General features: G+C 71.0%; 25 protein-coding genes. 19 read left to right on the forward strand and 6 right to left on the reverse strand.

Going from position 1 to position 25,176, the window contains the following annotated elements; translation table 11 throughout:
* Window positions 1-150: 150 nt before the first annotated feature.
* Window positions 151-3,693 (forward strand): DNA polymerase III subunit alpha, encoded by a 3,543-nt coding sequence (gene dnaE / locus AC3AGO_RS25425; RefSeq protein WP_487822553.1) that lies wholly within the window; start codon window positions 151-153, stop codon window positions 3,691-3,693.
* A 313-nt stretch (window positions 3,694-4,006) separates the two neighbouring features.
* Window positions 4,007-4,162, forward strand: a complete 156-nt coding sequence (locus AC3AGO_RS25430) for a hypothetical protein (RefSeq protein ID WP_487822554.1) — start codon at window positions 4,007-4,009, stop codon at window positions 4,160-4,162.
* Window positions 4,163-4,313: 151 nt separating this feature from the next.
* On the opposite strand, the gene AC3AGO_RS25435 is transcribed toward AC3AGO_RS25430, so the two are convergent.
* Entirely contained in the window at window positions 4,314-4,484 is a 171-nt protein-coding gene (locus tag AC3AGO_RS25435; RefSeq protein ID WP_487822555.1) for a hypothetical protein, read from the reverse strand.
* A gap of 246 nt (window positions 4,485-4,730) precedes the next feature.
* On the opposite strand from AC3AGO_RS25435, the gene AC3AGO_RS25440 reads away from it, so the two are divergent.
* The 4 genes from AC3AGO_RS25440 (at window position 4,731) to AC3AGO_RS25455 (ending at window position 8,759) form a co-directional block, all read left to right on the forward strand.
* The gene (locus tag AC3AGO_RS25440) at window positions 4,731-5,993 is read left to right on the forward strand and encodes an NYN domain-containing protein (RefSeq protein ID WP_487824810.1); all 1,263 of its coding nucleotides are present in this window, start codon (window positions 4,731-4,733) and stop codon (window positions 5,991-5,993) included.
* Between the two features lie 120 nt (window positions 5,994-6,113).
* Entirely contained in the window at window positions 6,114-7,082 is a 969-nt protein-coding gene (locus AC3AGO_RS25445) for an ABC transporter ATP-binding protein (protein WP_487822556.1), read from the forward strand.
* 5 nt (window positions 7,083-7,087) lie between these two features.
* On the forward strand, window positions 7,088-7,936 hold the full coding sequence (locus AC3AGO_RS25450; protein WP_487824811.1) for an ABC transporter permease: 849 nt from the start codon (window positions 7,088-7,090) through the stop codon (window positions 7,934-7,936).
* A gap of 208 nt (window positions 7,937-8,144) precedes the next feature.
* A complete protein-coding gene (locus tag AC3AGO_RS25455) occupies window positions 8,145-8,759 on the forward strand; it encodes an ABC transporter permease (protein WP_487822557.1) in 615 nt (204 codons plus the stop codon).
* Window positions 8,760-8,780: 21 nt separating this feature from the next.
* Here AC3AGO_RS25455 and AC3AGO_RS25460 read toward each other — a convergent pair whose 3' ends face one another.
* From AC3AGO_RS25460 to AC3AGO_RS25475, 4 genes are all read right to left on the reverse strand, one after another.
* Complete coding sequence (locus tag AC3AGO_RS25460) at window positions 8,781-8,855, reverse strand: 50S ribosomal protein bL37 (RefSeq protein WP_466319588.1); 75 nt, start codon at window positions 8,853-8,855, stop codon at window positions 8,781-8,783.
* An 83-nt stretch (window positions 8,856-8,938) separates the two neighbouring features.
* A complete protein-coding gene (gene ybaK, locus AC3AGO_RS25465) occupies window positions 8,939-9,439 on the reverse strand; it encodes a Cys-tRNA(Pro) deacylase (RefSeq protein WP_487822558.1) in 501 nt (166 codons plus the stop codon).
* A gap of 17 nt (window positions 9,440-9,456) precedes the next feature.
* On the reverse strand, window positions 9,457-10,275 hold the full coding sequence (locus tag AC3AGO_RS25470; protein WP_487822559.1) for an LON peptidase substrate-binding domain-containing protein: 819 nt from the start codon (window positions 10,273-10,275) through the stop codon (window positions 9,457-9,459).
* A gap of 92 nt (window positions 10,276-10,367) precedes the next feature.
* The gene (locus tag AC3AGO_RS25475) at window positions 10,368-12,011 is read right to left on the reverse strand and encodes an oxidoreductase (RefSeq protein ID WP_487822560.1); all 1,644 of its coding nucleotides are present in this window, start codon (window positions 12,009-12,011) and stop codon (window positions 10,368-10,370) included.
* A 199-nt stretch (window positions 12,012-12,210) separates the two neighbouring features.
* Here AC3AGO_RS25475 and hisD point away from each other — a divergent pair, with 199 nt between their 5' ends.
* From hisD to AC3AGO_RS25520, 9 genes are all read left to right on the forward strand, one after another.
* Window positions 12,211-13,584, forward strand: a complete 1,374-nt coding sequence (gene hisD / locus AC3AGO_RS25480) for a histidinol dehydrogenase (RefSeq protein WP_487822561.1) — start codon at window positions 12,211-12,213, stop codon at window positions 13,582-13,584.
* Window positions 13,581-14,684, forward strand: a complete 1,104-nt coding sequence (locus tag AC3AGO_RS25485) for a histidinol-phosphate transaminase (RefSeq protein WP_487822562.1) — start codon at window positions 13,581-13,583, stop codon at window positions 14,682-14,684. The genes hisD and AC3AGO_RS25485 overlap by 4 nt, the downstream gene beginning before the upstream one ends.
* Entirely contained in the window at window positions 14,684-15,277 is a 594-nt protein-coding gene (hisB, locus tag AC3AGO_RS25490; protein WP_487822563.1) for an imidazoleglycerol-phosphate dehydratase HisB, read from the forward strand. The genes AC3AGO_RS25485 and hisB overlap by 1 nt, the downstream gene beginning before the upstream one ends.
* A 14-nt stretch (window positions 15,278-15,291) precedes the next feature.
* Window positions 15,292-15,438 carry a hypothetical protein gene (locus AC3AGO_RS25495; RefSeq protein WP_487822564.1) on the forward strand — a complete coding sequence of 49 codons (147 nt, stop codon included), beginning with the start codon at window positions 15,292-15,294 and terminating at the stop codon, window positions 15,436-15,438.
* A complete protein-coding gene (hisH, locus tag AC3AGO_RS25500; RefSeq protein WP_487822565.1) occupies window positions 15,435-16,091 on the forward strand; it encodes an imidazole glycerol phosphate synthase subunit HisH in 657 nt (218 codons plus the stop codon). The genes AC3AGO_RS25495 and hisH overlap by 4 nt, the downstream gene beginning before the upstream one ends.
* A 31-nt stretch (window positions 16,092-16,122) precedes the next feature.
* On the forward strand, window positions 16,123-16,848 hold the full coding sequence (gene priA / locus AC3AGO_RS25505) for a bifunctional 1-(5-phosphoribosyl)-5-((5-phosphoribosylamino)methylideneamino)imidazole-4-carboxamide isomerase/phosphoribosylanthranilate isomerase PriA (RefSeq protein WP_487822566.1): 726 nt from the start codon (window positions 16,123-16,125) through the stop codon (window positions 16,846-16,848).
* The gene (locus AC3AGO_RS25510) at window positions 16,845-17,240 is read left to right on the forward strand and encodes a RidA family protein (protein WP_487822567.1); all 396 of its coding nucleotides are present in this window, start codon (window positions 16,845-16,847) and stop codon (window positions 17,238-17,240) included. Before priA ends, AC3AGO_RS25510 begins: the two co-directional genes overlap by 4 nt.
* Entirely contained in the window at window positions 17,237-18,007 is a 771-nt protein-coding gene (gene hisF, locus AC3AGO_RS25515; RefSeq protein ID WP_487822568.1) for an imidazole glycerol phosphate synthase subunit HisF, read from the forward strand. The genes AC3AGO_RS25510 and hisF overlap by 4 nt, the downstream gene beginning before the upstream one ends.
* Before the next feature lie 241 nt (window positions 18,008-18,248).
* The gene (locus tag AC3AGO_RS25520) at window positions 18,249-19,457 is read left to right on the forward strand and encodes a cytochrome P450 family protein (RefSeq protein WP_487822569.1); all 1,209 of its coding nucleotides are present in this window, start codon (window positions 18,249-18,251) and stop codon (window positions 19,455-19,457) included.
* An 84-nt stretch (window positions 19,458-19,541) separates the two neighbouring features.
* Here the strand turns inward: AC3AGO_RS25520 and AC3AGO_RS25525 are convergent, their stop codons facing one another.
* Window positions 19,542-21,383, reverse strand: coding sequence for a glycoside hydrolase family 3 protein (locus AC3AGO_RS25525; protein WP_487822570.1), 1,842 nt, complete (start codon window positions 21,381-21,383; stop codon window positions 19,542-19,544).
* Window positions 21,384-21,548: 165 nt separating this feature from the next.
* Between AC3AGO_RS25525 and AC3AGO_RS25530 the strand changes: the two genes are divergently transcribed.
* The 4 genes from AC3AGO_RS25530 to AC3AGO_RS25545 all read left to right on the forward strand — a co-directional run bounded on the left by AC3AGO_RS25530 (window position 21,549) and on the right by AC3AGO_RS25545 (window position 25,008).
* Window positions 21,549-21,818, forward strand: a complete 270-nt coding sequence (locus AC3AGO_RS25530) for a hypothetical protein (RefSeq protein ID WP_487822571.1) — start codon at window positions 21,549-21,551, stop codon at window positions 21,816-21,818.
* The gene (locus AC3AGO_RS25535; RefSeq protein WP_487822572.1) at window positions 21,811-22,146 is read left to right on the forward strand and encodes an SH3-like domain-containing protein; all 336 of its coding nucleotides are present in this window, start codon (window positions 21,811-21,813) and stop codon (window positions 22,144-22,146) included. The genes AC3AGO_RS25530 and AC3AGO_RS25535 overlap by 8 nt, the downstream gene beginning before the upstream one ends.
* Window positions 22,143-22,733, forward strand: a complete 591-nt coding sequence (locus AC3AGO_RS25540) for a nitrile hydratase subunit alpha (RefSeq protein WP_487822573.1) — start codon at window positions 22,143-22,145, stop codon at window positions 22,731-22,733. The genes AC3AGO_RS25535 and AC3AGO_RS25540 overlap by 4 nt, the downstream gene beginning before the upstream one ends.
* 292 nt (window positions 22,734-23,025) lie before the next feature.
* Window positions 23,026-25,008 carry a phosphocholine-specific phospholipase C gene (locus AC3AGO_RS25545; protein ID WP_487822574.1) on the forward strand — a complete coding sequence of 661 codons (1,983 nt, stop codon included), beginning with the start codon at window positions 23,026-23,028 and terminating at the stop codon, window positions 25,006-25,008.
* Window positions 25,009-25,176: the final 168 nt, after the last annotated feature.

Below are 25,176 nucleotides of genomic sequence, written 5' to 3' on the forward strand. Positions count from 1 at the left end.
GATCTTCCCGCACGGCTCAACGAGTGCGGTGGCGGGGGAGTGCCCACGGGGCGAAGGACGGGCGAAGGGCGGAGGCGCACCGGATTGTCGGTGCCGGGCCGTAGACTCCTCAATCGCCCAGAAATTCCGTGTCCGGAGGTGTCCTTCGCCGTGGCCGAGCAGCCGTTCACGCATCTGCACGTGCACACTCAGTATTCGCTCCTGGACGGCGCGGCGCGGTTGAAGGACATGTTCAACGCGTGCAACGAGATGGGCATGTCGCACATCGCGATGACCGACCACGGAAACCTGCACGGCGCCTACGACTTCTTCCACACGGCGAAGTCCGCGGGCGTCACGCCGATCGTCGGCATCGAGGCCTATCTCGCCCCGGACCACCGGCGGAACACCCGCCCGGTGAAGTGGGGCACGCCGCACCAGAAGCGCGACGACGTCTCCGGCAACGGCGCGTACACCCACATGACGATGTGGGCGCGGAACGCCACCGGCCTGCACAATCTCTTCCGCGCCCAGTCCCGGGCCAGCCTGGAGGGTTTCTTCCGCAAACCGCGGATGGACCGCGAGCTCCTCGCGGAGTACGCCGAGGGCATGATGGCCACGACCGGCTGCCCCTCCGGCGAGGTGAGCACCAAGATCCGCCTGGACATGGAGGACGAGGCCCTCAAGGCGGCCGGTGAATACCAGGACATCTTCGGCAAGGAGAACTTCTTTGTCGAGTTGATGGACCACAACATCGACATCGACAAGCGGGCGCGGGACGGTCTGGAGCGGATCGCCCGGAAGATCAACGCCCCGTTCGTCGTCACCAACGACTCGCACTACACCTACGAACGCGAGTCCGCGGCGCACGACACCCTGCTGTGCATCCAGACCGGCAGCAATCTCTCCGACCCGAACCGCTTCAGCTTCGACGGCGCCGGCTACTACCTGAAGTCCGCCGCGGAGATGTACGCCATCGACTCCTCCGACGCCTGGCAGGAGGGCTGCCGCAACACGCAGCTGCTCATCGCCGAACGGGTCGAGACTTCAGGCATGTTCCAGGAGAAGAACCTGATGCCCCGCTTCGCCGTCCCCGAGGGGTACGACGAGGTGTCCTGGTTCAAGGAGGAGGTGCGGCGCGGCATGGCCCGCCGCTTCCCCGGCGGGGTCCCGCAGGACCGCCAGGAGCTCGCGGACTACGAGATGGACGTCATCATCTCGATGGGCTTCCCCGGGTACTTCCTCGTGGTCGCCGACTTCATCATGTGGGCCAAGGAGAACGGCATCGCGGTCGGCCCGGGCCGTGGCTCCGCGGCCGGTTCGATCGTGTCGTACGCCATGGGCATCACCGACCTCGACCCCGTCGTGCACGGGCTGATCTTCGAGCGGTTCCTCAACCCCGAGCGCGTCACCATGCCCGATGTCGACATCGACTTCGACGAGCGCAGGCGCGGTGACGTCATCCGGTACGTCACGGAGAAGTACGGCGCCGACAAGGTCGCCATGATCGGCACCTACGGCACGATTAAGGCCAAGGCCGCCATCAAGGACGCCTCCCGCGTGCAGGGCTATCCGTACGCGATGGGTGACCGCATCACCAAGGCCATGCCGGCCGACGTGCTCGGCAAGGGCCTCCCGCTGGACGGCATCACCAACCCGGAACACCCGCGGTACAGCGAGGCCGGCGAGATCCGCGGGATGTACGAGAACGAGCCGGACGTCAAGAAGGTCATCGACTCCGCCAAGGGCATCGAGGGCCTGGTCCGGCAGATGGGCGTGCACGCCGCCGGCGTGATCATGTCCAGTGAGCCGATCATCGACCACGCGCCGGTGTTCTCCCCGAAGAACGACGGCACGGTCGTGACGCAGTGGGACTACCCGAGCTGTGAGTCCCTGGGCCTGCTGAAGATGGACTTCCTCGGCCTGCGGAACCTCACGATCATGGACGACGCGGTCAAGATGATCCGCAAGAACAAGGACGTCGACCTCAGTCTGCTCGACCTTCCGCTGGACGATCCGAAGACCTTCGAGCTGCTCTGCCGCGGCGACACCCTCGGCGTCTTCCAGTTCGACGGCGGCCCCATGCGCTCCCTGCTGCGCATGATGAAGCCCGACCACTTCGAGGACATCTCCGCCGTCTCGGCGCTCTACCGCCCGGGCCCGATGGGCATGAACTCGCACATCAACTACGCCCTCCGGAAGAACGGCCAGCAGGAGATCACGCCGATCCACCCGGAGCTCGAGGAGCCGCTGAAGGACGTCCTCGACATCACCCACGGCCTGATCGTCTATCAGGAGCAGGTGCAGAAGGCCGCGCAGGTGCTCGCCGGCTACTCGCTGGGCCAGGCCGACCTGCTGCGCCGGGCGATGGGCAAGAAGAAGCAGGAGGTTCTCGACAAGGAGTTCGTGAACTTCCAGAAGGGCATGCGGGACAACGGCTATTCGGACGACGCCATCCAGGCCGTCTGGGACGTCCTGGTGCCCTTCGCCGGCTACGCGTTCAACAAGGCGCACTCCTCGGCGTACGGACTGGTCACCTACTGGACCGCCTATCTGAAGGCCAACTACCCCGCCGAGTACATGTCCGCGCTGCTCACCTCGGTGCGCGACGACAAGGACAAGTCGGCGGTGTATCTCAACGAGTGCCGCAAGATGGGCATCCAGGTGCTCCCGCCGAACGTCAACGAGTCCGAGGCCAACTTCACCTCCAGCGACGACACCACCATCGTCTTCGGCCTCACCGCCGTGCGGAACGTCGGCCAGAACGTCGTCGACTCGATCGTCAAGTGCCGCAAGGCGAAGGGGAAGTACTCCTCCTTCCCCGACTTCCTCGACAAGGTCGAGGCCGTCGTCTGCAACAAGCGCACCGTCGAATCGCTGATCAAGGCGGGCGCCTTCGACGAGATGGGGCACACCCGCAAGGGCCTCACCGCCGAGTTCGAGCCCATGATCGACAACGTGGTGCAGGTCAAGCGGAAGGAGGCCGAGGGGCAGTTCGACCTCTTCGGCGACCTGGGCGGCGACGACGGCGACGACACGCCGGGCTTCGGGCTCGACGTGAAGTTCTCCGAGGACGAGTGGGACAAGACGTATCTCCTCGCCCAGGAGCGGGAGATGCTCGGTCTGTACGTCTCCGACCACCCGCTCTTCGGCCTGGAGCACGTGCTCAACGACAAGGCCGACGCGGCGATCGCGCAGCTCACCGGCGGTGACTATTCGGACGGCTCGATCGTCACCATCGGCGGCATCATCTCCGGCCTCCAGCGGAAGATGACCAAGCAGGGCAACGCCTGGGCCATCGCCACCGTCGAGGACCTGGCCGGCTCCATCGACTGCATGTTCTTCCCGGCCACCTATCAGCTGGTCTCCACCCAGCTCGTCGAGGACGCGGTCGTCTTCGTGAAGGGCCGCCTCGACAAGCGCGAGGACGTGCCCCGGCTGGTCGCCATGGAGCTGATGATCCCGGATCTGAGCGAGGCCTCGGCCAGCGCGCCGGTCACCATCACCATCCCGACGGTGAAGATCACGCCGCCGCTGGTGGAGAAGCTCGGCGAGGTGCTGACGCACCACCGCGGCGGCAGTGAGGTCCGGGTCAGGCTGCAGGGCGCCCGCAAGACGACGGTGCTCCGCCTCGACAAGCACCGGGTCACGCCTGATCCGGCGCTCTTCGGAGACCTGAAGGAGTTGCTGGGCCCCGCCTGCCTTGCGAGCTAGCGCTCGGTGGGGCCGCGGCCGCCTTGGTGCCCTGTGCGGGTGCCGGGCGGCCGCGGTCCCGCCGTGGTTCGCGCAGTTCCCCGCGCCCCTTATCGGGGCTGCTTGTCCGGCTGGGGGTGCGGGGGTCGGCCCCCGCTGAACACAGTCCCGCGCCCCTGATCTTGCGCCGTTCCTCGCGCCCCCTCGGGCTTTACCGGGCTTTACGATGCTTTGCCGCCTGCACATCCTCGTTTGTCCGAATCGGGCAGCTCTGCGGCCTACCGTGGTACGTGCTAAATACACGCATTCTCGGTGATCCGGAGGTTGCTCCGCCGTGAACGATCAGGCGATAGACAAGGCCGTATTTCTGCTCCGCCATGCGCACACCTCGCAGCACGAGGCGGTGAAGGCCCTCGGCGACTACTTCCCCGCACTCGCCTTCGGCGACCGCGTCCGCTGCGTGCAGGAAGCGTGGGACCTGAACCACTGACACCCCGCCCGGGACAACGGAGCCACCGGAGCCGAACCGCCGGAGCACAGGCCGGAATTCGGAGCAGCGCACAAAGAGAGGGTGCCCCTCCATGGAGGGGCACCCTCTTCGTATCGCCTCAGACGCTCCGCGGGGAGCGGTCAGGAGACGGTCAATTGTGGCCGAACCGCTTCGCGCGCTTGCGGGGGACGTCCGCCGAGGCGTTCTGCGATCCCGGCTGCTCGGCGACCGAGCTCTTCATGCGCTCCTCGGCCTGCTCCGCGGCACTCCGGGACTGGTCCTGGCGGTCCTGCTGGCGGTTGCGGTTCTTGTTCTTGCCCATGATCGCCTCCTGGTGATCTCTGAATGATGGGCTCGCAACAGCCTGGCATTCCCCTCGAAGCCCCGCATTTCGCCTCATTACCGTGAGTGAGTGCCTCTCTCCCCGTGCCGTTTCTCCGGTGCCGTGGGCGTTGCCGATCCGCCACGCCGATGATCGAGTTCGAGCTGATAACGGCCTGTAGGGTCGGGCAGACTCGAAGGAAACGCAGCCCCGGCTGTTGTTGTTTACCGAGAGTGGGTGGAACGCGTGGACCGCTGCGTCGTTTTGGTGGACGCCGGATACCTGTTGGGCGCCGCCGCGAGTCTGCTGGCGGGGGAGCCGACGCGTTCGCGGATCAGCGTCGACCACGCCGCGCTGATCCAGGGCCTGCGCGAACGTGCGGAGGCGGACACCGGCCGCTCACTGCTGAGGATCTACTGGTTCGACGGCGCCCCCGACCGGGTGCCGCAGCCCGAACACCGCAGGCTCCGCGTGATGCCCCGGGTCACAGTCCGGCTGGGCGCTCTGACCAGGAGCGACGGCCGCTGGGCGCAGAAGGGCGTGGACGCGGCCATGCACGCCGAGCTCACGGAACTGGCCCGCAACCGCGCCTGCTCCGACATCGTGCTGGTGACCGGCGACGGCGATCTGCTGCCCGGCCTGATGTCCGCCAAGGAGCACGGTGTCGCCGTGCACCTGTGGGCCGTGCAGGCCGCCGACGGCGACTACAACCAGTCCGAGGACCTGGTCGCCGAGGCCGACGAGCGGCGGGTGCTGGACCGCAGCTGGATCACCCACGCCGTCCGCGCGAAGGAAGCGCCCCCGGTGTGCGCGCCCCAGACGCCCCGTCCGGAGATCGCGGCGATCCTCTCGGCGCCGCTGCCCGAGTCCGCGAAGAACGGTTCGGCCCCGGCGTCGGCCCCCGCCGTCCCGGAGCAGCCCGAGACCGCGGGTTCCGGCGGTACCGGGGCGGAGGCGGAGCAGCCGGAGGGCGCGGAGAACGCGGGGGCCGCGCCCGGCGCCGGCAAACCCGGCGGGGTGCCCACCCCCAAGGACCTGGCGGGGCTCGGCCGGCCCTCGCCCTCGGCCGCCCAGCAGCAGCCGCCGCCGAACGCGACCCTGCGCTGGTCCTCCGACAAGGGCTGGGTCGAACGCGGCGCGCCCGCCGAGTCGGCCGAGCTGGCGGCGCTGCCCACGCTCGCGCAGCTGACCACGGCGGAGCAGCGCTGGGCGGACCGCGAGGAGGACATCACGGCGGTCAGCGGCGACCCGTACGAGGTGGGCCAGGTCTTCGCGCGGCGGTGGATCGCTCGGCTGGCGACGCGCACGCATCTGCAGACGCTGTCCGGCGAGTATCCGCGCATCCCGCACCGCATCGACGGCGAACTGCTGCGGTACGCCGCCCGCTTCGGGCTGCTGGCGCACAAGGACGACCAGATCGACGAGCACGACCGGTACGCGATCCGCGCCGGGTTCTGGCGCGAGGTCGACACGCAGCTGACTCCGTCGGAACCGGCGCGGACGGACTGAACACGGCACGGGGAGCGGTCCCGGCGCCCGGGCGGGGGCGGGGACCGCGTAAGGTCGTGGCTCGTGGGAACGGTCACTCGGCAGGCGACGGACAGCGCGGAAACCCCGGCAGGGGCGGCTGTGCGTATAACCGGCCTGGTCAAAACGTATCCCGCGAGCAGGGGCCGGCGGGGCACCCCCGCGGTGCCCGCGGTCCGGGCCAGTGACGACGTCAGCCTCGACGTACGGCGCGGGGAGATCTTCGGGCTGCTCGGTCCGAACGGGGCCGGCAAATCCACTCTCGTACGGCAGCTCACCGGGCTGCTGCGGCCCGACGCGGGCTCGGTCGAGGTGCTCGGGCACGACCTCGTACGGCATCCGGAGCGGGCCGCGCGGCTGCTCTCGTATCTGGGCCAGGAGTCCAGCGCGCTGGACGAGTTGACGGTGTCCCTCGCCGCCGAGACGACCGGGCGGCTGCGCGGCATGGACACCGCGACGGCGCGCCGCGAACGCGACCGCGTCCTCGACGAACTGGGTCTCGGGCCGCTCGCGGGCCGTGCTCTGAAGAAGCTGTCCGGCGGCCAGCGGCGGCTCGCCTGTGTGGCCGCCGCGCTGGTCGGGGAGCGTCCGCTGCTGGTGCTGGACGAGCCGACGACCGGCATGGACCCGGTGGCGCGGCGCGCCGTGTGGGCCGCCGTGGACCGCCGCCGCGCCGAGCACGGCGCGACCGTGCTGCTGGTGACGCACAACGTCATCGAGGCGGAGACGGTCCTCGACCGGGTCGCGGTCATGGACCGCGGGCGGGTCATCGCCTGCGACACGCCGGGCGGGCTGAAGGCCACGGTCGGCGACGACGTACGGCTCGAACTGGTGTGGCGGGACCGGGCTCCGCTGGAGGTTCCCGAGGTCGCCGCGCTCGGCGCGGACGCGACGGTGTCCGGGCGGCGCTGGACGCTGCGGCTGGGTCCGGACGCGGCGCGCGAGGCGGTCGCGGTCGTCACCGGCGGCCCGGCGTTCGCGGCGCTCGACGACTTCTCGCTCGCGACGCCGAGCCTGGAGGACGTGTATCTCGCGCTGGGCGGGTGCGGGGAAGGCTTGGTGAAGGTGTGAGTTCGCTGAGTACGGCGGGGCGCCGGCTCGACCCGCGGAGCGAGGCCCGTACCGGCGCGGGACGCGGGGCCGCGGCACCCGCCGGGCCGCTGCCCGGCGCCGCGCCGCTCGCGCCGCGCGCGCGGCTGTGGCCGGCGCTCGGCGCCGTCTACCGGGCGCAGCTCTCCCGCGCCCGGGTGGCGCGCGTGCCGCTGCTGTTCGTGGCGACCTTCCAGTCGCTGGGGATCATGGTGCTGATGCGCGGCGTCGTGGACGGCGCCGCCGAGGCGCGCGCGGTCGTCGCCGGGTCGAGCGTGCTGGTCGTCGCGTTCGTGGCGCTGAACCTGCTGGCCCAGTACTTCGGCCAGTTGAGGGCGAACGGCGGCCTCGACCACTACGCCACGCTGCCGGTGCCCGCCGCCGCGGTGGTGCTGGGCGCGGCCGGCGCGTACGCCTCCTTCACCGTGCCCGGTGTGGTGGTGACCGCCGTGTTCGGCAGTGTGCTGTTCCAGCTGCCGCTGAGCGGGCTGTGGGTGCTGGCCGCGGTGATCCCGCTCGCCGGCGCGGCCCTCGCGGGGCTCGGCGCCGCGCTGGGGCTGCTCGCGCCGAAGCCCGAACTGGCCACCGTCTGCGGCCAGCTGGGCATGTCCGCCGCACTGCTGCTGGGCGTGCTGCCGGCCGGTGGGCTGCCCGTCCCGGTGAGCTGGGCGCGTGACCTGCTGCCGTCCACGTACGGCGTGGAGGCGCTGGCCCGGACGTTCGAGCCGCGGCCCGACTGGGCCGTGGTGCTGCTCGACCTCGGCGTGTGTGCGGTTGTGGGCGTGGCCTCGCTGGCGGTGGCGACGTGGGCTTACCGGCGGGCGGCCGTTCGCTGACGCGTTCCGCCTTGCGGTGTGCCGGGTTTGCCGCTTCGTGTGCCCCGCGGCTGTGCTGGGCGGGTGCGGTTCCGCTGGGGTTTGCGCAGTTCCCCGCGCCCCTTCTTGCGCAGTTCCCCGCGCCCCTTGTGGGGCCGTGCCCCGTACGGGCGGACCCGTGGCCGAACTGACGGTCGGGGCCTGGCACGATGGCGTGGTGACCGTACCGATGCCTTCATCACACAACCACTCCGGCAGCTCTCCGGCCCACGACCCGTGGGGGGAGCCGCAGTCCGGCGGCGACGGGGCCGGCCAGTACCCGGCGTTCCAGGTGCGGCAGGAGCTGCGCGACGGTCTGCTGTGCGCGCTGGTCGTGACCGTGCTGGGTGTCGCGCTGGGGGCGATGTGGGAGTGGCTGGCGCCGCACGTACCGCTGTTCTCGGACGGCACGGCCGTCTATCTGAAGGACCCCGAGGGCGAGGAGGCGATCGGCGCGGACGGCACGTTCGTGCTGCTGTCGCTCGCGTTCGGCGCGGTCTGTGGCGCGGGGGTGTTCCTGCGCAACCGCGGGGGCGGGCTCGGCGTGGTGATCGGGCTGACGGTCGGCGCGGTGCTCGGCTCGCTGGTGGCCTGGCGGCTCGGCATGTGGCTGGGGCCGACGAGCGACGTGGTGGCGGCCGCGAAGCAGGCCGGTGAGGGCTCGACCTTCAACAGCCCCCTCGAACTCCAGGCGAAGGTGGGCCTGTTGGCGTGGCCGGTGGCTGCGCTGGTGACGAACGTGGCGCTGCTCGGACTCTTCGGCATCCGCGATCCGGAACCGGAGTACGGGGACGGCGGCTGGTAGCCACCGCCCCCGGGCCCCCTGTTACGCGGGGCGGCGTCCGTGGTTGGCGCGGCCCTTCTTGAGCCGCCATCGGCGCTTGCGTGTGCGTTTCGACATGGGACGGGCTTAGCCGCTGCGCGTCGCCCTGTGAACCCCGCGCGTACGGAGTCACTCCGATCTCCGCTTCCGGAACAGGCCGTTCAGCGGCGGGCGATGGGGGCCGACGTCGCGTCCGTCAGGCCGATCAGCGCGTCCGGGGCGAGCTCGATCTCCAGTCCGCGGCGGCCGGCGGACACGCAGATCGTGGCGTGCCCGGAGGCCGAGGCGTCCAGCACCGTCGGCAGGCGCTTGCGCTGGCCCAGCGGGGAGATGCCGCCCCGCACATAGCCGGTGGTGCGCTCGGCGGCGGCCGGGTCCGCCATCGTGGCGCGCTTGCCGCCGGCCGCCGAGGCGAGCGCCTTCAGGTCGAGGGAGGCGGAGACGGGGACGACCGCCACGGTGAGCTTCCCGTCGACGTCGGCGACCAGCGTCTTGAAGACCTGGTCGGGGGAGACGCCGAGCGCTTCGGCGGCCTCCTCGCCGTACGACGCGGCTGCCGGATCGTGCTCGTAGGCGTGCGTCGTGAACGCGATGCCGGCGTCCGTCGCGGCGACCGTGGCGGGGGTGCCGCCCGGCTGCTGCTTCTGTTTCTTCTTCGCCATCCGGTGGGTACCGCGCCTCAGTTGGGACTGGTCGGGTTCCGCGTCAGGTCCGCCGCGGGCAGGGAGGGCAGCTTACCGATCATCGCCGCCTCGCGGCGAAGGACTTTCAGCTCGTCCGCGAGGCGCGTCGCCGTGTCCGGGGCCTGGAGCAGCCGCTGCTTGGCGGGGGTGTCGAGGACGGTGGCCGCGGCGACCAGATACGAGACGACCGCCGGGTCGTCCGGCAGCTCCTGCCCCGCGGCGAGCGTCCGCTCCCGGGCGCTCGCCAGCCGCTTCTGGTACGCGCGGAAGGCCCGCAGCACTCCGGAGGCCAGCGCACCCGCGCCGTCCCCCTCCTCCTCCGGCAACTCCTCGATCTCGCCCATGAGATACGGGCCCGTGGCGTCGACGGAGTGCAGCCGGAAGCGGGAGGTGCCGGTGGCCAGCACCTCGTACCCGGCGTCGCCCTCGGGCGCGTCGCCGGTCTCCGGTGCCGGATCCTCGGCGCCCTCCTCGTCGCCGGGCGCCGCGGCACCGGAGGCGGAGGCGCGTTCGCGGATCGTCGAGGCGTCCGCGATACAGCCCACCGTGTAGAAGGACTTGATCGGGTCGGGGCCGAAGCCGGCCGTCGGATCGGCGCCGCGGGCCGGCGCCGCGTCGGGCATGCCGGTGGCTGTCGCGGCGACCTCCCGGCCGTCGCGGATGGCCACGACGCCGAACCGGCGTGGCTCGTCCTCCGGGATCTCGAGCAGGTCGCGCATCAGTGCGCGGTACCGCTGCTCGAAGATGTTCAGCGGCAGCACGAGGCCGGGAAACAGCACCGAGTTGAGCGGGAAGAGCGGAAGCGCGGTGGTCACAACCGGTAAGCCTAAAGCCTTCAGCGGTATCAGTGGTGCGGTGTGCGTGGTGCCGGGCGCGCTTGCCGGGGCGCGGGCCCCGGCAAGCGGCCTCACTGGCGGCGCAGCAGCCGGGTCGCGCCGGTGGCGACGGTGGTCGCCAGCACCCAGCCGAGCATGATCAGCGCGGCCGACAGCCACTGGTATCCGCCGCGGGGGTTCCACGCCGTGTCCTGGCCGAACGAGATCACCGGCAGCAGCAGGTCCAGCACGTACAACACCGCGTTCCACTGCGGGGATTCGTGCGGCTTCAGCGCGGGCGGCGGATGCAGGTCGAAGAGCACGCTGCCGGACGCCCACAGCAGCACCATCCACAGCGCGGCCTGCGAGGGGCGGTATCCGTACGCCACCGTCCAGTCCTGGAGATAGCCCCACACCTTGCCCGGCAGCGGCAGCGTCTCCCGCCGCCTGCGCTGCTTCTCCAGCAGTACGGCACGGGCGTTGGTGTCCTCGCCGCTGGTCCGGTACATCGTGGCGAGCTGCTCGTACGGCTCGGGCGAGTACTCGGGGGTCGCGGCGGCGATCCACTGGAGGCGCTCCTTGACGTTGAAGTGCCCTTCTTTCGGGATGGCCTGCAGATATGTGAAGCCGGCCATCCACAGCCGCTGGTCGCGGGGCCAGCTGCCGACCCGGTCCATCAGCTTCTCGACGGTGGCGCCGGACAGCACCACCCGGCCCTGTTCGGGGGCCTGCGGCGTGAAGTTCAGCTCCGGGGTGGTGATCCGGCGCAGCGACAGCTCCTGCTCGCCGGGCAGCTCGAAGCGGGCGTTCTCGATGATCAGCGAGGTGCCGAAGCTGCTGTCGTCCAGCACCACACCGCCGGTGCTCTCGAAGTGCTTGGTCCGCCACCGCCGGCCGCCCTCGGAGGCGAACGACGAGTCCGTCAGAAACGACGAGTCCGTCAGATACGGGGTGCCGGACGGCGGGGTCGCCCCCTGGATCTGCCGGCGCCGCTCGCGGGTGGCGTCGGCGAAGCTGGCGATCTGCCCGACCGTCATCTGCGGCGCCTGGAGCGCGAAGTAGCCGCGCGGATTGCGCAGCGTGGCCCCGTACATCTGCAGCGAACTGCCGATGTGCGCACCGCGCAGGCTCACTTCGCCGTCGGTGACGAGCAGATTGGCCTTGAGCTCCTGGGAGACGGTGATGCCGTCCGCCGCCAGCGCCCGGTTGTCGCGCCCGCAGCCGACGGTCGCCTCGTTCAGCAGCAGGTCGGTGCCGATCGTCGCGTCGGTGAGCTTGATGCCGCCGGGTATCGAGCAGCGCGGCAGGTGCAGATCTCCCTCGGTGGCCAGCCGGGCCGCCTCCAGCCGGGGCAGATAGCAGTCGACGAGGCGCGCGGTGTGCAGCCGCGCCTCCGGCATCCGCAGCTCCTTCTCGAAGCGGCAGTGCCGCAGTTCGATGTACGACTCGACGACGCCGCCGGACAGGTCGAGCGAGCCGGTGATGTGGGCGCCCATGAGGTGCAGCGACGTGACCCGCCCCAGCAGCGGGGGAGGGCCGTGCAGCAGGAGCAGCGCGATGACGCGGGCCCGGACACTGCGGTCCGGCCCCCACACGTGGTCCCCGTTCGGGTCGTCCAGCTCGGCCTCTCCGCTGCGCAGATCGTGTTCGCTGCCGTTCCGGAAGGCCTGCCACAGCCCCCATTCCGCGGTGGTCAGCCCGGGTGGCGGCTCGCTCGAGCCCGGTGCCTCGGTCACTGGTGTCCGTCCCCCTTCTCCGCCCTCGCGGGCGTTCTTCTCCCCTGGTCGTACGCGTCCTTTGCCCGCTCCGTGACGGCGCGAACGCCATACGGTAGTGATCGCTGTTGAATGTGCGCGACAAGTTCTGCCCGGAACGGTCCGTCTCGGCCATCGGACTGACCACGGGGGCGCGTATGCGGTCTGAGAGACTGGAGACGTGATCTCCCGAATCGATCTGCGCGGCGCCGCTCCGTCCGAGCGCGCCCTGCGTGAGCTGCTGCCCCGTGCCGAGTTCGACGTGGAAGCCGCCCTGGAAAAGGTGCGGCCCATCTGCGAGGACGTACATCATCGCGGCACCGCGGCCCTGATCGACTACGCGGAGAAGTTCGACGGCGTACGTCAGACGCAGGTCCGGGTCCCCGCGGCCGCGCTGCGCGACGCGCTGGAGGCGCTGGACCCGGTGGTGCGGGCCGCGCTGGAGGAGTCGATCCACCGCGCCCGCCTCGTCCACCGCGAGCAGCGGCGCGGCGAGCACACCACGCAGGTGGTGCCGGGCGGCACCGTCACCGAGCGCTGGGTCCCGGTCGAGCGCGTCGGGCTGTACGCGCCGGGCGGCCGGTCCGTCTACCCCTCCTCCGTGATCATGAACGCGGTCCCCGCGCAGGAGGCCGGGGTCGACTCGATCGCCCTCGCCTCCCCGCCGCAGGCCGAGTTCGACGGACTGCCGCACCCGACGATCCTCGCCGCGTGCGCGCTGCTCGGCGTCGACGAGGTGTACGCGGTGGGCGGCGCGCAGGCCGTCGCGATGTTCGCGTACGGCACCGAGGACTGCGCGCCGGCGAACATGGTCACCGGGCCCGGCAATGTCTGGGTCGCCGCGGCGAAGCGCTACTTCACCGGCCGGATCGGCATCGACACCGAGGCGGGCCCGACCGAGATCGCGGTCCTCGCCGACGACACCGCCGACCCGGCGCACGTCGCCTCCGACCTGATCAGCCAGGCCGAGCACGACCCGCTCGCGGCCGCCGTCCTGGTCACCGACTCCGCCGGGCTGGCGGACGCGGTGGAGAAGGAGCTGGCGCCGCAGGTCGCCGCGACCAAGCACGTCGAGGACCGGATCGCCCCGGCACTGGCCGGCAAGCAGTCCGCGATCGCGCTGGTCGACAGCCTCGAAGAGGGTCTGCGGGTGGTCAACGCGTACGGCGCGGAGCACCTGGAGATCCAGACCGCGAACGCCCACGAGTGGGCCGCGCGGGTACGGAACGCCGGTGCCGTCTTCGTCGGCCCGTACGCCCCGGTGTCGCTCGGCGACTACTGCGCGGGCTCCAACCACGTGCTGCCGACCGGCGGTTGTGCCTGCCACTCCTCCGGCCTGTCCGTGCAGTCCTTCCTGCGCGGCATCCACGTCGTCGACTACTCGCGGGACGCGCTCGCGGAGGTCGCGCACCACGTGGTGACCCTGGCGGAGGCGGAGGACCTGCCCGCGCACGGCGCGGCCGTGAAGGCAAGGTTTGCCGGAGGCGAACTCGAAGGCACGAGCGGCTGGGAGGTCCCGCAGCACGACGCGGGGAACGGGAGCGAGGGCAAGTGACCGGTATCGACGATCTCCCGATCCGGGACGAGCTGCGCGGCAAGTCGCCGTACGGCGCCCCGCAGTTGGACGTCCCCGTACGGCTGAACACGAACGAGAACCCGTACCCGCTGCCCGAGCCGCTGGTCCAGCGGATCGCCGAGCGGGTCTCCGAGGCGGCGCGCACCCTCAACCGCTACCCGGACCGGGACGCGGTCGCGCTGCGCACCGAACTGGCGGCGTATCTGACCACGACCACGGGGTACCGGGTCGGCCCGAAGCAGGTGTGGGCGGCGAACGGTTCCAACGAGGTGCTCCAGCAGCTGCTGCAGACCTTCGGCGGCCCGGGCCGTACCGCGATCGGCTTCGAGCCCTCGTACTCGATGCACGGCATCATCGCCCGCGGCACCGGCACCGGCTGGATCTCCGGGCCGCGGAACGACGACTTCACCATCGACGTCGAGGCCGCGAGGACCGCGATCGCCGAGCAGCGGCCGCACGTGGTCTTCATCTGCTCGCCCAACAACCCCACCGGTACGGCAGTCGACCGCGAGACGGTGCTGGCGCTGTACGAGGCGGCGCAGGCCGTGCGGCCCACGATGGTGGTCGTGGACGAGGCGTACGGCGAGTTCTCGCACCGCGAGTCGCTGCTGCCGCTGATCGAGGGCCGGCCCGAACTGGTCGTCAGCCGCACCATGTCGAAGGCGTTCGGCGCGGCCGGGCTGCGGCTCGGCTACCTCGCCGCCGACCCGGCCGTGGTCGACGCGGTGCAGCTCGTACGGCTGCCGTACCACCTGTCGGCCGTCACCCAGGCCACCGCGCTCGCCGCGCTGGAGCACACCGATACGCTGCTCGGGTACGTCGAGCGGCTGAAGTCCGAACGTGACCGGGTGGTGCGCGAACTGCGCGACGCCGGCTGCGACGTGACCGAATCCGACGCCAACTTCGTACAGTTCGGCGAGTTCGACGATGCGCACGCCGTCTGGCAGGCGCTGCTGGAGCACGGCGTGCTGGTCCGCGACAACGGCGTGCCCGGCCGGCTGCGGGTGTCCACCGGAACCCCGGAAGAGAACGACGCGTTCCTCGACGCGGTTCGTGCAGTGATGAAGGAGCGAAGCTGATGACCCGCGTGGGCCGCGCCGAGCGCACCACCAAGGAGACCTCGGTCACCGTCGAGATCGACCTCGACGGCACCGGGCAGGTCGATGTGTCGACAGGGGTCGGCTTCTACGACCACATGCTCGATCAGCTCGGCCGGCACGGCCTGTTCGACCTGACGGTCAAGACCGACGGCGATCTGCACATCGACAGCCACCACACGATCGAGGACACCTCGCTCGCGCTCGGCGCCGCCTTCAAGCAGGCGCTCGGCGACAAGCGCGGCATCGTACGGTTCGCCAACGCCTCGGTGCCGCTGGACGAGTCCCTCGCCCAGGTGACCGTCGACCTGTCGGGCCGCCCGTACCTCGTGCACAGCGAGCCCGAGGGCATGGCCCCGATGATCGGCCCCGAGTACGACACGACGATGACCCGGCACATCCTGGAGTCCTTCGTCGCGCAGGCCCAGATCGCGCTGCACGTCCACGTCCCGTACGGGCGGAACGCGCACCACATCGTCGAGTGCCAGTTCAAGGCGCTGGCCCGGGCGCTGCGGTACGCCGCCGAGCTCGACCCGCGGCAGACCGGTGTGCCCTCCACCAAGGGCGCCTTGTGAACGGCATCTCGTCCTTGCTGATCTTTGTGGGACTGTTCTTCGCCGCCGGCACCTACTCCTTCTGGAAGCAGAAGCTGCCGAAGGGCGTGACCCTCGTACTCGGCATCGCCGCCGTGATGGCGCTGGTGGCCGGCGTGCTGCGACTGGAGGTATGGCAGTGAGCGCAGAACCGGCGAAGCCGTCGGTCGTCGTCTTCGACTACGGCTTCGGCAACGTCCGTTCCGCCGAGCGCGCCCTGGAGAGGGCCGGCGCGTCAGTCGAGATCACCCGCGACTACGACAAGGCCATGGCCGCCGACGGGCTGCTGGTGCCGGGTGTGGGCGCGTTCGCGTCCTGCATCGACGGACTGTGCGAGGCCCGCGGCGACTGGATCATCGGCCGCCGGCTGGCCGGCGGGCGGCCCGTGCTGGGGATCTGCGTCGGCATGCAGATCCTCTTCAGCCGCGGCATCGAGCACGGCACCGAGGCCGAGGGCCTCGACGAATGGCCCGGCACCGTCGGCCCGTTGAAGGCCGAGGTCGTCCCGCACATGGGCTGGAACACCGTACGGCCCGCCGAGGGCTCGCAGCTGTTCGCCGGCCTGTCCGAGGACGAGCGCTACTACTTCGTGCACTCCTACGCCGTGCACGAGTGGGAGCTGGAGGCCGGCAACCCGGCGATGACCGCACCCAAGGTCACCTGGGCCGAGCACGGCGAGCCGTTCGTCGCCGCGGTCGAGAACGGCCCGCTGTGGGCGACGCAGTTCCACCCCGAGAAGTCCGGTGACGCCGGCGCCAGGCTGCTGGCCAACTGGACCGACACCCTCCGACGTTGACGACCACCCCGATCCGAGGAACTCTCCCGCGATGAGCAAGCTCGAACTCCTTCCCGCCGTCGACGTCCGCGACGGCCAGGCCGTCCGCCTGGTGCACGGCGAGTCCGGCTCCGAGACCTCCTACGGCGACCCGCTGGAGGCGGCCCTCGCCTGGCAGCGGTCGGGTGCCGAATGGCTCCATCTCGTCGACCTGGACGCGGCGTTCGGCACCGGCGACAACCGGGAGCAGATCGCCCAGGTCGCGCAGCGGATGGACATCAAGGTCGAGCTGTCCGGCGGCATCCGCGACGACGACTCGCTCGCCGCAGCGCTCGCCACCGGCTGCCGCCGCGTCAACCTCGGCACCGCCGCGCTGGAGAGCCCCGACTGGGTCGCCAAGGTCATCGCCGAGCACGGCGACAAGATCGCCGTCGGGCTCGACGTCCGCGGCACCACACTGCGCGGCCGCGGCTGGACCCGCGACGGCGGCGACCTGTACGAGACGCTGGAGCGGCTCAACTCCGAAGGCTGCGCCCGCTACGTCGTCACCGACATCAACAAGGACGGCACCCTCCAGGGCCCCAACCTGGAGCTGCTGCGCAACGTCTGCTCCGCCACCGACCGGCCCGTCGTCGCCTCGGGAGGCGTCTCCTCCCTTGACGACCTGAAGGCCATCGCCACGCTGGTACCCGAGGGCGTCGAAGGCGCGATCGTCGGAAAGGCCCTCTACGCCAAGGCGTTCACCCTGGAAGAGGCACTGGAGGCCGTGACGTCATGACCGAGATACGCCGGGTCTCCTCCGGAGCCCCCTGGGAAGAGGCCTACGGCTACTCCCGGGCCGTGGAACTGCCCAACGGCCTGGTCCTGGTGGCCGGCTGCACCTCGGTGGTGGACGGCGCGATCGAGGCCGGCACCCCGTACGAGCAGACGCACCGCGCCTTCCAGGTGGCGGTCGAGGCGCTGGAGGAGCTCGGGCTCGGCGCGGCGGACGTCGTCCGCACCCGCATGTACATCACGCACGCCCGGGACGTGGAGGACGTCGGACGCGCCCACAAGGAGCTGTTCGACGACATCCGTCCCGCCGCAGCCATGATCATCGTCTCCGGTTTCATCGACCCCTCGCTCTCCGTCGAGGTCGAGGTGGAGGCGTACCGAGGAGCATCCGCATGACCCTGGCCGTACGAGTCATCCCCTGCCTCGACGTGGACGCCGGACGCGTCGTCAAGGGCGTCAACTTCAAGAACCTGCGCGACGCGGGCGACCCCGTCGAGATGGCCAAGGTGTACGACGCGGAGGGCGCCGACGAGCTGACCTTCCTCGACATCACCGCGTCCTCCTCCGACCGCGAGACGACGTACGACGTGGTGCGCCGCACCGCCGAGCAGGTGTTCATCCCGCTCACCGTCGGCGGCGGCGTGCGCTCCACCGAGGACGTCGACAAGCTGCTGCGCGCGGGTGCCGACAAGGTCGGTGTGAACACCGCGGCCATCGACCGCCCCGAGCTGATCCGCGAGATCGCCGAACGGTTCGGCAGCCAGGTGCTGGTGCTGTCCGTCGACGCGCGGCGCTGCGCCGAGGGCACGGAGACGGAGTCCGGCTACGAGGTGACCACGCACGGCGGACGGCGCGGCACGGGCATCGACGCCGTCGAATGGGCGCACCGCGCCGCGGAGCTGGGCGCGGGCGAGATCCTGCTCAACTCCATGGATGCGGACGGCACGAAGGACGGGTACGACACGTCCATGATCGCGGCGGTGCGGGGGAGGGTCGGGATTCCCGTCATCGCCAGCGGCGGCGCGGGGTCGCTCGGGCACTTCGCGCCCGCGGTCGAGGCGGGGGCCGACGCGGTGCTTGCCGCCTCCGTCTTCCACTTCGGCGATCTTCGCATCGGTGAGGTCAAGGACACGTTGCGGGAGGCGGGGCAGCCGGTGCGGTAGGCGCTTCGCGTGCGCCGCTTCGTGTGACCTGAGCGTGTGTTGGGCGGGTGCGGTTTCGCTGGGGTTTGCGCAGTTCCCCGCGCCCCTTTTTCGCGCCGTTCCCCGCGCCCCTTGTGGTGCGCTGTTTCCCGCGCCCCTTGTGGTGCGTCGTTCCACGCGACCCTCAACTGCCCGAAAAACAGCGGCGGTCGGGGGTCGTGGGGGCCTAGCGTGGCCCGCGGTGTCCAGCTAGGGGGAACACATGACCGCCGTACCCGTCGTCGATCTCGAAGAGCTCGGGGCCGACTTCGTCCGCGATCCCTATCCCGTCTACGCGAAACTGCGCGAGCAGGGTCCCGCCCACCCCGTCCGTACGGCCAACGGCGACGGACTGTGGATCGTCGTCGGGTACGAGGCCTGCCGGGCCGCCTACACCGACCCGCGGCTCAGCCGCGACTGGCGGAAGGTGGGCGGAGTCAGCCAGATCAGGAACGTCGACCAGGACAGCCCTGCCCTGGCGCACATGCTGATGCGCGACCCGCCCGACCACACGCGGCTGCGCCGGCTCGTCGCCCGCAGCTTCACGCCCCGCCGCGTCGAGGAACTCGCCCCGCGCGTCCAGGAGATCACCGACGGGCTGCTGGACGCCATGCTCGCGGACGGCGCCGGGCGCGCCGACCTGATCGACGCGCTCGCGTTCCCGCTGCCCATCACCGTCATCTGTGAACTGCTCGGCGTGCCGGGGCTGGAGCGGAAGGACTTCCGGGCCTGGTCCAACGAGATGGTCGCCCCCACGAGCCCCGAAGCGGAGTACGCGGCGAACCGCGACATGACCGCGTATCTCACCGGGCTCATCGCCGCCAAGCGCGCGGACCCCGGCGACGACCTGCTCAGCGCGATGATCCACACGGTGGACGAGGGCGGCGACCGGCTGTCCCCCGACGAACTCATCGGCATGTCCGTGCTGTTGCTCGTCGCCGGCCACGAGACCACGGTCAACCTGATCGGCAACGGCATGCGGGCGCTCTTCGCCCACCCCGACCAGTACGACCTGCTGCGCGGCGATCATTCGCTGGTGGACGGCGCGGTCGAGGAGATGCTGCGCTGGGACGGGCCCGTCGAGACGTCCACGCCCCGAGTGGCCCTGGAGGACGTGGAGTTCGACGACGGCACGGTGATCCCGGCCGGCTCCGTCGTACTCATCACCATGGCCGACGCCGACCGGGACCCGGCCCGGTTCGCCGAACCGGACCGGTTCGACATCCGCCGCGACGCGCGCGGCCACATCGCCTTCGGGCACGGGCTGCACTTCTGCCTCGGTGCGCCGCTCGCCCGGCTGGAGGGCAGAATCGCCCTCCGTACGCTGCTGGAGCGCTGCCCGGGCATGGAGCCCGACGCCGACGAGGCCGCGCTGCCGCGGATCCCGGGACTGCTGATCCGCGGCGTACGCGAACTGCCGGTGCGCTGGTGACGCAGCCGTAGCCGGGGACGCAGCGGGAGACGGCGACGGCACGGGCCGCGTGGCCCGTGCCCGTCAACCGCCCGCAGCTGTGCGTCAGTACGTGAGGCCGTGCCCGAACGGGTAGAGCGTGGTGTCCGGGTCGTCCAGCGCCGTGATGCTCACCGGCAGCCGTCCGCCCGGAGAGACCTCGCCGTACAGCACCTTCACGAGGGAGGCCAGGGACGGCGCCCCGTACGAGTAGGTGGCGAGGTAGGCCGGTACGCCGGGGAAGCGTTTGATGTCGTACGGGTTGCGCAGCGCGGCCACCACGACCGGCTTGCCCACCTCCAGCAGCGCCTTCACCAACTTGGCCTGGGCCACGCCCTTCTCGGTGCCGGCCGCCGCCGCGTTGGAGCTCACCAGCACCAGATCGGCCTCCCGCGCGCGGGACACCGCCTCGTCGATCTGCTGCTGCGTGGGCGCGTTGCCGGTCGCCAGCGCCGTCGCCGTCTGGCCCGTACGGGTGCCGACGGCGCGGGCCAGCGCGCCGGTGGCCGTGGTGTCCCAGCCGGTGACGAGGACGCGGCGCGCGGTGCCGGGGGAGAGGGGCAGCAGCCCGCCCGCCTTCTCGGCCTCCGCGTTCCCGGCCTTCGCGTTGTCGGCCTTCGCGTTCTTGATGAGGGTGACCGTGCGGTCCGTGATGGCCGCCGCCTTCGCGGTGTGCCCGGCGCTGCCGACGACGCGGACGGCCCGGTTCTCGTCCACGTAGCGGTCCTTGAACAGGCCCTGGCGCAGCTTGCGTTCGAGGATGCGCACCACCGACTCGTCGACCCGGCGCTCGCTCACCTTCCCGCCGCGCACGGCGTCCAGCACCGCGGGGAACGCGGTGTCCATCTTCGTCGCCAGCACCAGCATGTCGGCGCCGGCCTGCAGCGCCCGTACGGGGGCCACGTCCGGCGGGAACTGGCCCGCCGCGCCCTGCATGTCCAGCGCGTCGGTGACGATCAGCCCCTCGAAGCCGAGCTCCTCGCGGAGCAGCCCCGTCACGATCTTGTGCGACATGGTGGCCGGTACGCCGCTGTCGTCGAGGGCCGGCACGACGATGTGCGCCGTCATGACGGTGTCGACGCCGCGGGCGATCGCGGAGCGGAACGGCGGCAGATCGATCCGGTCCAGTTCGGCACGGGTGTGGTTGATCTGGGGCAGCCCGTAGTGGCTGTCGGTCTCCGTGTCCCCGTGGCCGGGGAAGTGCTTGGCGGCGGAGGCGACGTCGCCCTGGTGGTAGCCCCGTACGGCGGCGGCCGTGAGCTCGGAGACCAGCGCGGTGTCCGAGCCGAAGGAGCGCACCCCGATCACCGGGTTGTCCGGGTTGATGTTCACGTCGGCGACGGGGCCGTAGTTCTGGTTGATGCCCAGGGAGGACAGCTCCCGGCCGATGATCTCCGCGGAGCGGCGGGCGTCCCGCGGCGAACGGGCCGCACCCAGCGCCATGTTGCCGGGCAGCGCCGTCACCGGGGCGGTCAGCCGGAACACCACGCTGCCGCCCTCCTGGTCGACGGAGACCAGCAGCGGAACGGGGGAGCCGCGCTGCAGCCCGTTGGAGAGCCGGGCGATCTGGCGGGGCTCGCGGAGATTGTCCGGGCCGCGCCGCGCGTCGAAGTAGATGACGCCGCCCGGCCGGTACTTGGCCAGCACCTGCGCGGGGGTGTCCACCCCGTACAGCTTGCGGTTGCCGGCGTGCACGGTGTCGGCTTCCTGCCCGTACACCTCGACGACGAACAGCTGGCCCACTTTCTGTTCCAGCGTCATGCCGCGGACCATGTTCCGTGCCCGCTGCCGCAATGAATCGGCGGCAGCGGAGGGGGCTCCGCTGCCGCCGAGGGCGAGGGCCGTGCCGGCGACGGCCGTACCGAGGACCTGTCTGCGGGACACACCGGACCGTTCAGTGAAGTGCATGAGACACCGCTTTCCGTCAGGGCGCGCTCTTCCGGGTACTACCAGGGCATCACTGACTACCGAGGCGGACAGTGACATTTGCACAATAGGACTGTCAACGCTCCGGACCTGCCCACTCGGACGGGGTGTCGCGAGTGTCCTGGCCGGTCCGTAGGCTGCGGTCCCATGAGCCGGGTCAACGATGTGGGCGGGCAGACGGGCTTCGGGCCCGTTCAGCGGGAGAAGGACGAGCCGGCGTTCCACGCCGACTGGGAGGCGCGGGTGTACGCGCTGAACACGGCGCTGGTGCGGCGCGGCGTGTACACCCTCGACGAGTTCCGGGACGCCGTCGAACGGATGCCCCCGCAGGACTACTTGGCGGCCTCGTACTACGAGCGGTGGCTGTCCGCGATCGAGCGGCTGACCCGTGAGAAGGGGGTCGTCGCGGATGACTGACGGAACGCCGGAAGCGGGCCCCCGCTTCGCACCGGGCGATCTGGTGCGTACGCGCGCGGCCGACCCCGTGGGGCACACCAGGCTGCCGCGCTACGTCCGCGGGCACACCGGGCGCGTCGTGGAGGTCACCGGAAGCTGGCCGCTGGCCGACGACGTGGCGGCGCGCAGTGCGGCGCCACGCGTCGAACCGGTCTACACGGTGGCCTTCTCGGCGGCCGAACTGTGGGCCGATACGGAGGAGCGCGTGGATTCCGGGGCGCGCGGGGACGAAGTGACGGTCGATCTGTGGCAGTCGTATCTGGAGCCGGTGCGGAAGGGTGAGGCATGAGCGGTACACATGAGAGCGCGCCCGTGGCGGCGCGGGTCCGGCATCTGGAGGAGCGCCTCGTGTCGGCCGGCGCGGTGACGGACGGCGAACTGGACCGGGTGCTCGGCACGTTGCTGGACGGCGCCTCGCCGCTGAACGGGGCCCGCATCGTGGCCCGCGCCTGGACGGACGGGGGCTTCCGCGAACGGCTGCTGGCCGACGCCAACACGGCGCTGCCGGAGGTGGGCCTCTCCATGGCCGGCGGCATCCAGGAGCAGCGGCTCAAGGTCGTCGCCAACACGGCGGACGAGCACCACGTGCTGGTGTGCACCCTGTGCTCCTGCTATCCGATCGGCCTGCTCGGTCCTTCCCCCTCCTGGTACAAGAGCGAGGCCTACCGCTCCCGCGTGGTGCGTGAACCCCGGGCCGTACTGGAGGAGTTCGGGCTCTCGCTGCCCGGTTCCGTACGGATCACCGTGTGGGACTCCAGCGCGGAGAGCCGCTACATGGTGCTGCCCCGGCGGCCCGAGGGCACCGAGGGGATGCCCGAGGAGGAGCTCGCCGGACTCGTGACCCGGGAGGGGCTGATCGGTACGGCCGCGCTCTGAACGCGGCCCCGGCGGGGGTGTCCGGCACCCTCGTTCCGGGCGCGCATGTATGAACAAGTGGGGCGGCGTGACCAAGGTCACGCCGTCGCTTGTTTGATGGCCCGAAGATCTCAACAACGCTGCTACCAGCGGGTTTTCGGGTCATCCTGGGGTCAGGTCAGACGGCTGCGCCGCACCGGTGTTCATCGTGTGTAGGTTGAACCTGCGCACTCCGGGGGAGATGCTGCCGAAGCTGACGGCATGTCTGCCGACGGCATCTCTGTGACCTGACCACCTCGGAGGATCCCCCCGTATGACTCCCCTTTCCCGGCGTCGGCTGCTCGGTGCCACCGCCGCCACCGCCACGGCCGGCGTGCTGGCCGCCAACGCCGAAGCCGCCCAGGCAGCCGACCGGCCGCAGGACCACACCGGCCAGGACGGCCCGGAAGGGGGCCTGGACACGGTCAAGCACGTGGTCGTCCTCATGCAGGAGAACCGCAGCTTCGACCACTACCTCGGCACGCTGGGCGGCGTCCGCGGCTTCGACGACAAGCGGGGCCTGCGGCTGCCCGGCGGCAAGAGCGTCTTCCACCAGCCGGCCGTCTTCCGGCCGGACGGCCAGGAGCTGCTGCCGTTCCGCATGGACAGCACCAAGTACAACGCGCAGAACGCCGCCGGGCTCCCGCACGACTACGACACCATGCACGTCGCCGCGAACGAGGGCGCCTGGAACCGCTGGGTGCCCGCCAAGGGGCGGCACACCATGGGGTACTTCACGCGCGACGACATCCCGTTCCAGTACGCGTTGTCCGACGCCTTCACCACCTGCGACCACTACTTCTCGTCGATGGCCGGGCCCACCGACCCCAACCGGCTCTACCTGTGGTCCGGTTGCGCGGGCCCCGGCAAGGACGGCAAGACGGGCCCCTGGACGGACAACACACCGGTCACCGACAACCCTGTCGCCGACTGGACGACGTACGCGGAACGGCTGCACGACGCCGGCGTCAGCTGGCGCGTCTACCACAACCCGGACGGCGACGACGAGGAGTACGGCGACTACGACGACAACGCGCTGTCCTACTTCGCCCAGTTCCACAAGTTCGCGAAGGACGACCCGCGTTACGTCAACGCCATGACGAAGCACGACCTGGACGCCTTCGCCGAGGACTGCCAGGACGGCACACTGCCCACGGTCTCCTGGCTGGTCGCGCCGTACAACTACTGCGAACACCCGGACGCCGGGCCCAACTACGGGGCGCACTGGGTGAACCGGGCCCTCCAGGCGGTGATGGCCAACCCGGACGTGTGGCGGCACACCGTCTTCCTGCTCATGTACGACGAGAACGACGGCTACTTCGACCATGTGCCGGCGCCCCAGCCGGAGCCCGGCACCCCGGAGGAGTTCGACGACGACGGCGCGCCGCTCGGGCTCGGCCCGCGCGTGCCGCTGTGGGTCATCTCGCCCTGGTCGCGCGGCGGACGCGTCAACTCCCAGGTGTTCGACCACACCTCGGTGCTGATGTTCCTGGAGCAGGTCACCGGCGTACGCGAGCCGAACATCTCGGCCTGGCGCCGTACGGTCTGCGGCGACCTCACCAGCACCCTCGACTTCGACCGGCACGACATGCGGATCCCGCGGCTGCCGGGCACCGAGGAACTTAAGCGCAAGGCCGACAAGGCGGATGGGCTGCCGGCCGTCCCCGTGCCGGCCGCCGGCGAGCAGCAGATGCCGCACCAGGAGCCCGGCAGCCGTCCGCACTGTCCGCTGCCGTACCGGCCGCACGCGGACGCGGTGCTCGACAGGGAGACCGGCAAGGTCACCTGCACCCTGGTCAACGACGGTACGGTCGGCTACCACTTCGCCGTCTACCCGAACGACCACAAGCCGTTCAAGCCCACGCAGTTCACCGTGCGGGCCGGTCACAGCGCCGAGTACACGTGGGACACCGGCGAGACTGACGGCCGGTACGACTTCAGCGTGTACGGCGCCGACAGCTTCCTGTGCGACGCCTCGGGCCGCGCCGAGGAGGCACCGGACGTACGGGCCGAACTGCACTCCGGCGACACGTCACGCATCACCCTCCGGCTCGGCAACAAGGGCCGCTCGGAGCTCGAATTCACCGTCGAACCGGAGGACTTCACCGGCAGCCGCCGCACCCGCCGCGTACGCCCGGGCGACACCGTGACGCTCGACTGGCCCACCCGGAACGGCTGGTACGACGTCCGCGTCACCGCCTCCGGCGAAGAAACCGACACCTTCACCCGCCGCTACGCGGGCCACTTGCAGCCCTGACGGAGTGTGGGCAGCTGGTCCGCCCAAGGGGCGGAACGGGTGGGCACACGGACCGCCAGCCGCGAGGCCACGTCTCCCCGCACCCAACGCACGCGCCGCGGTGAGGGGTTGGCCCCGGACCCGCCCCTACCCGTTTCTTCCGGGGCTCCCGCCCCGGGCCCCGTTCCG

Source organism: Streptomyces sp. BL1, from assembly GCF_057628045.1.

Coding starts and splice junctions, on each gene's coding strand:
- AC3AGO_RS25540 (WP_487822573.1), top strand. CDS start 22,143: ATGAGCGGTACACATGAGAGCGCGCCCGTGGCGGCGCGGGTCCGGCAT.
- AC3AGO_RS25520 (WP_487822569.1), top strand. CDS start 18,249: ATGACCGCCGTACCCGTCGTCGATCTCGAAGAGCTCGGGGCCGACTTC.
- hisF (WP_487822568.1), top strand. CDS start 17,237: ATGACCCTGGCCGTACGAGTCATCCCCTGCCTCGACGTGGACGCCGGA.
- AC3AGO_RS25510 (WP_487822567.1), top strand. CDS start 16,845: ATGACCGAGATACGCCGGGTCTCCTCCGGAGCCCCCTGGGAAGAGGCC.
- ybaK (WP_487822558.1), bottom strand. CDS start 9,439: ATGGCGAAGAAGAAACAGAAGCAGCAGCCGGGCGGCACCCCCGCCACG.
- AC3AGO_RS25525 (WP_487822570.1), bottom strand. CDS start 21,383: ATGCACTTCACTGAACGGTCCGGTGTGTCCCGCAGACAGGTCCTCGGT.
- priA (WP_487822566.1), top strand. CDS start 16,123: ATGAGCAAGCTCGAACTCCTTCCCGCCGTCGACGTCCGCGACGGCCAG.
- AC3AGO_RS25530 (WP_487822571.1), top strand. CDS start 21,549: ATGAGCCGGGTCAACGATGTGGGCGGGCAGACGGGCTTCGGGCCCGTT.
- AC3AGO_RS25435 (WP_487822555.1), bottom strand. CDS start 4,484: ATGGGCAAGAACAAGAACCGCAACCGCCAGCAGGACCGCCAGGACCAG.
- AC3AGO_RS25545 (WP_487822574.1), top strand. CDS start 23,026: ATGACTCCCCTTTCCCGGCGTCGGCTGCTCGGTGCCACCGCCGCCACC.
- AC3AGO_RS25535 (WP_487822572.1), top strand. CDS start 21,811: ATGACTGACGGAACGCCGGAAGCGGGCCCCCGCTTCGCACCGGGCGAT.
- AC3AGO_RS25455 (WP_487822557.1), top strand. CDS start 8,145: ATGCCTTCATCACACAACCACTCCGGCAGCTCTCCGGCCCACGACCCG.
- hisB (WP_487822563.1), top strand. CDS start 14,684: ATGACCCGCGTGGGCCGCGCCGAGCGCACCACCAAGGAGACCTCGGTC.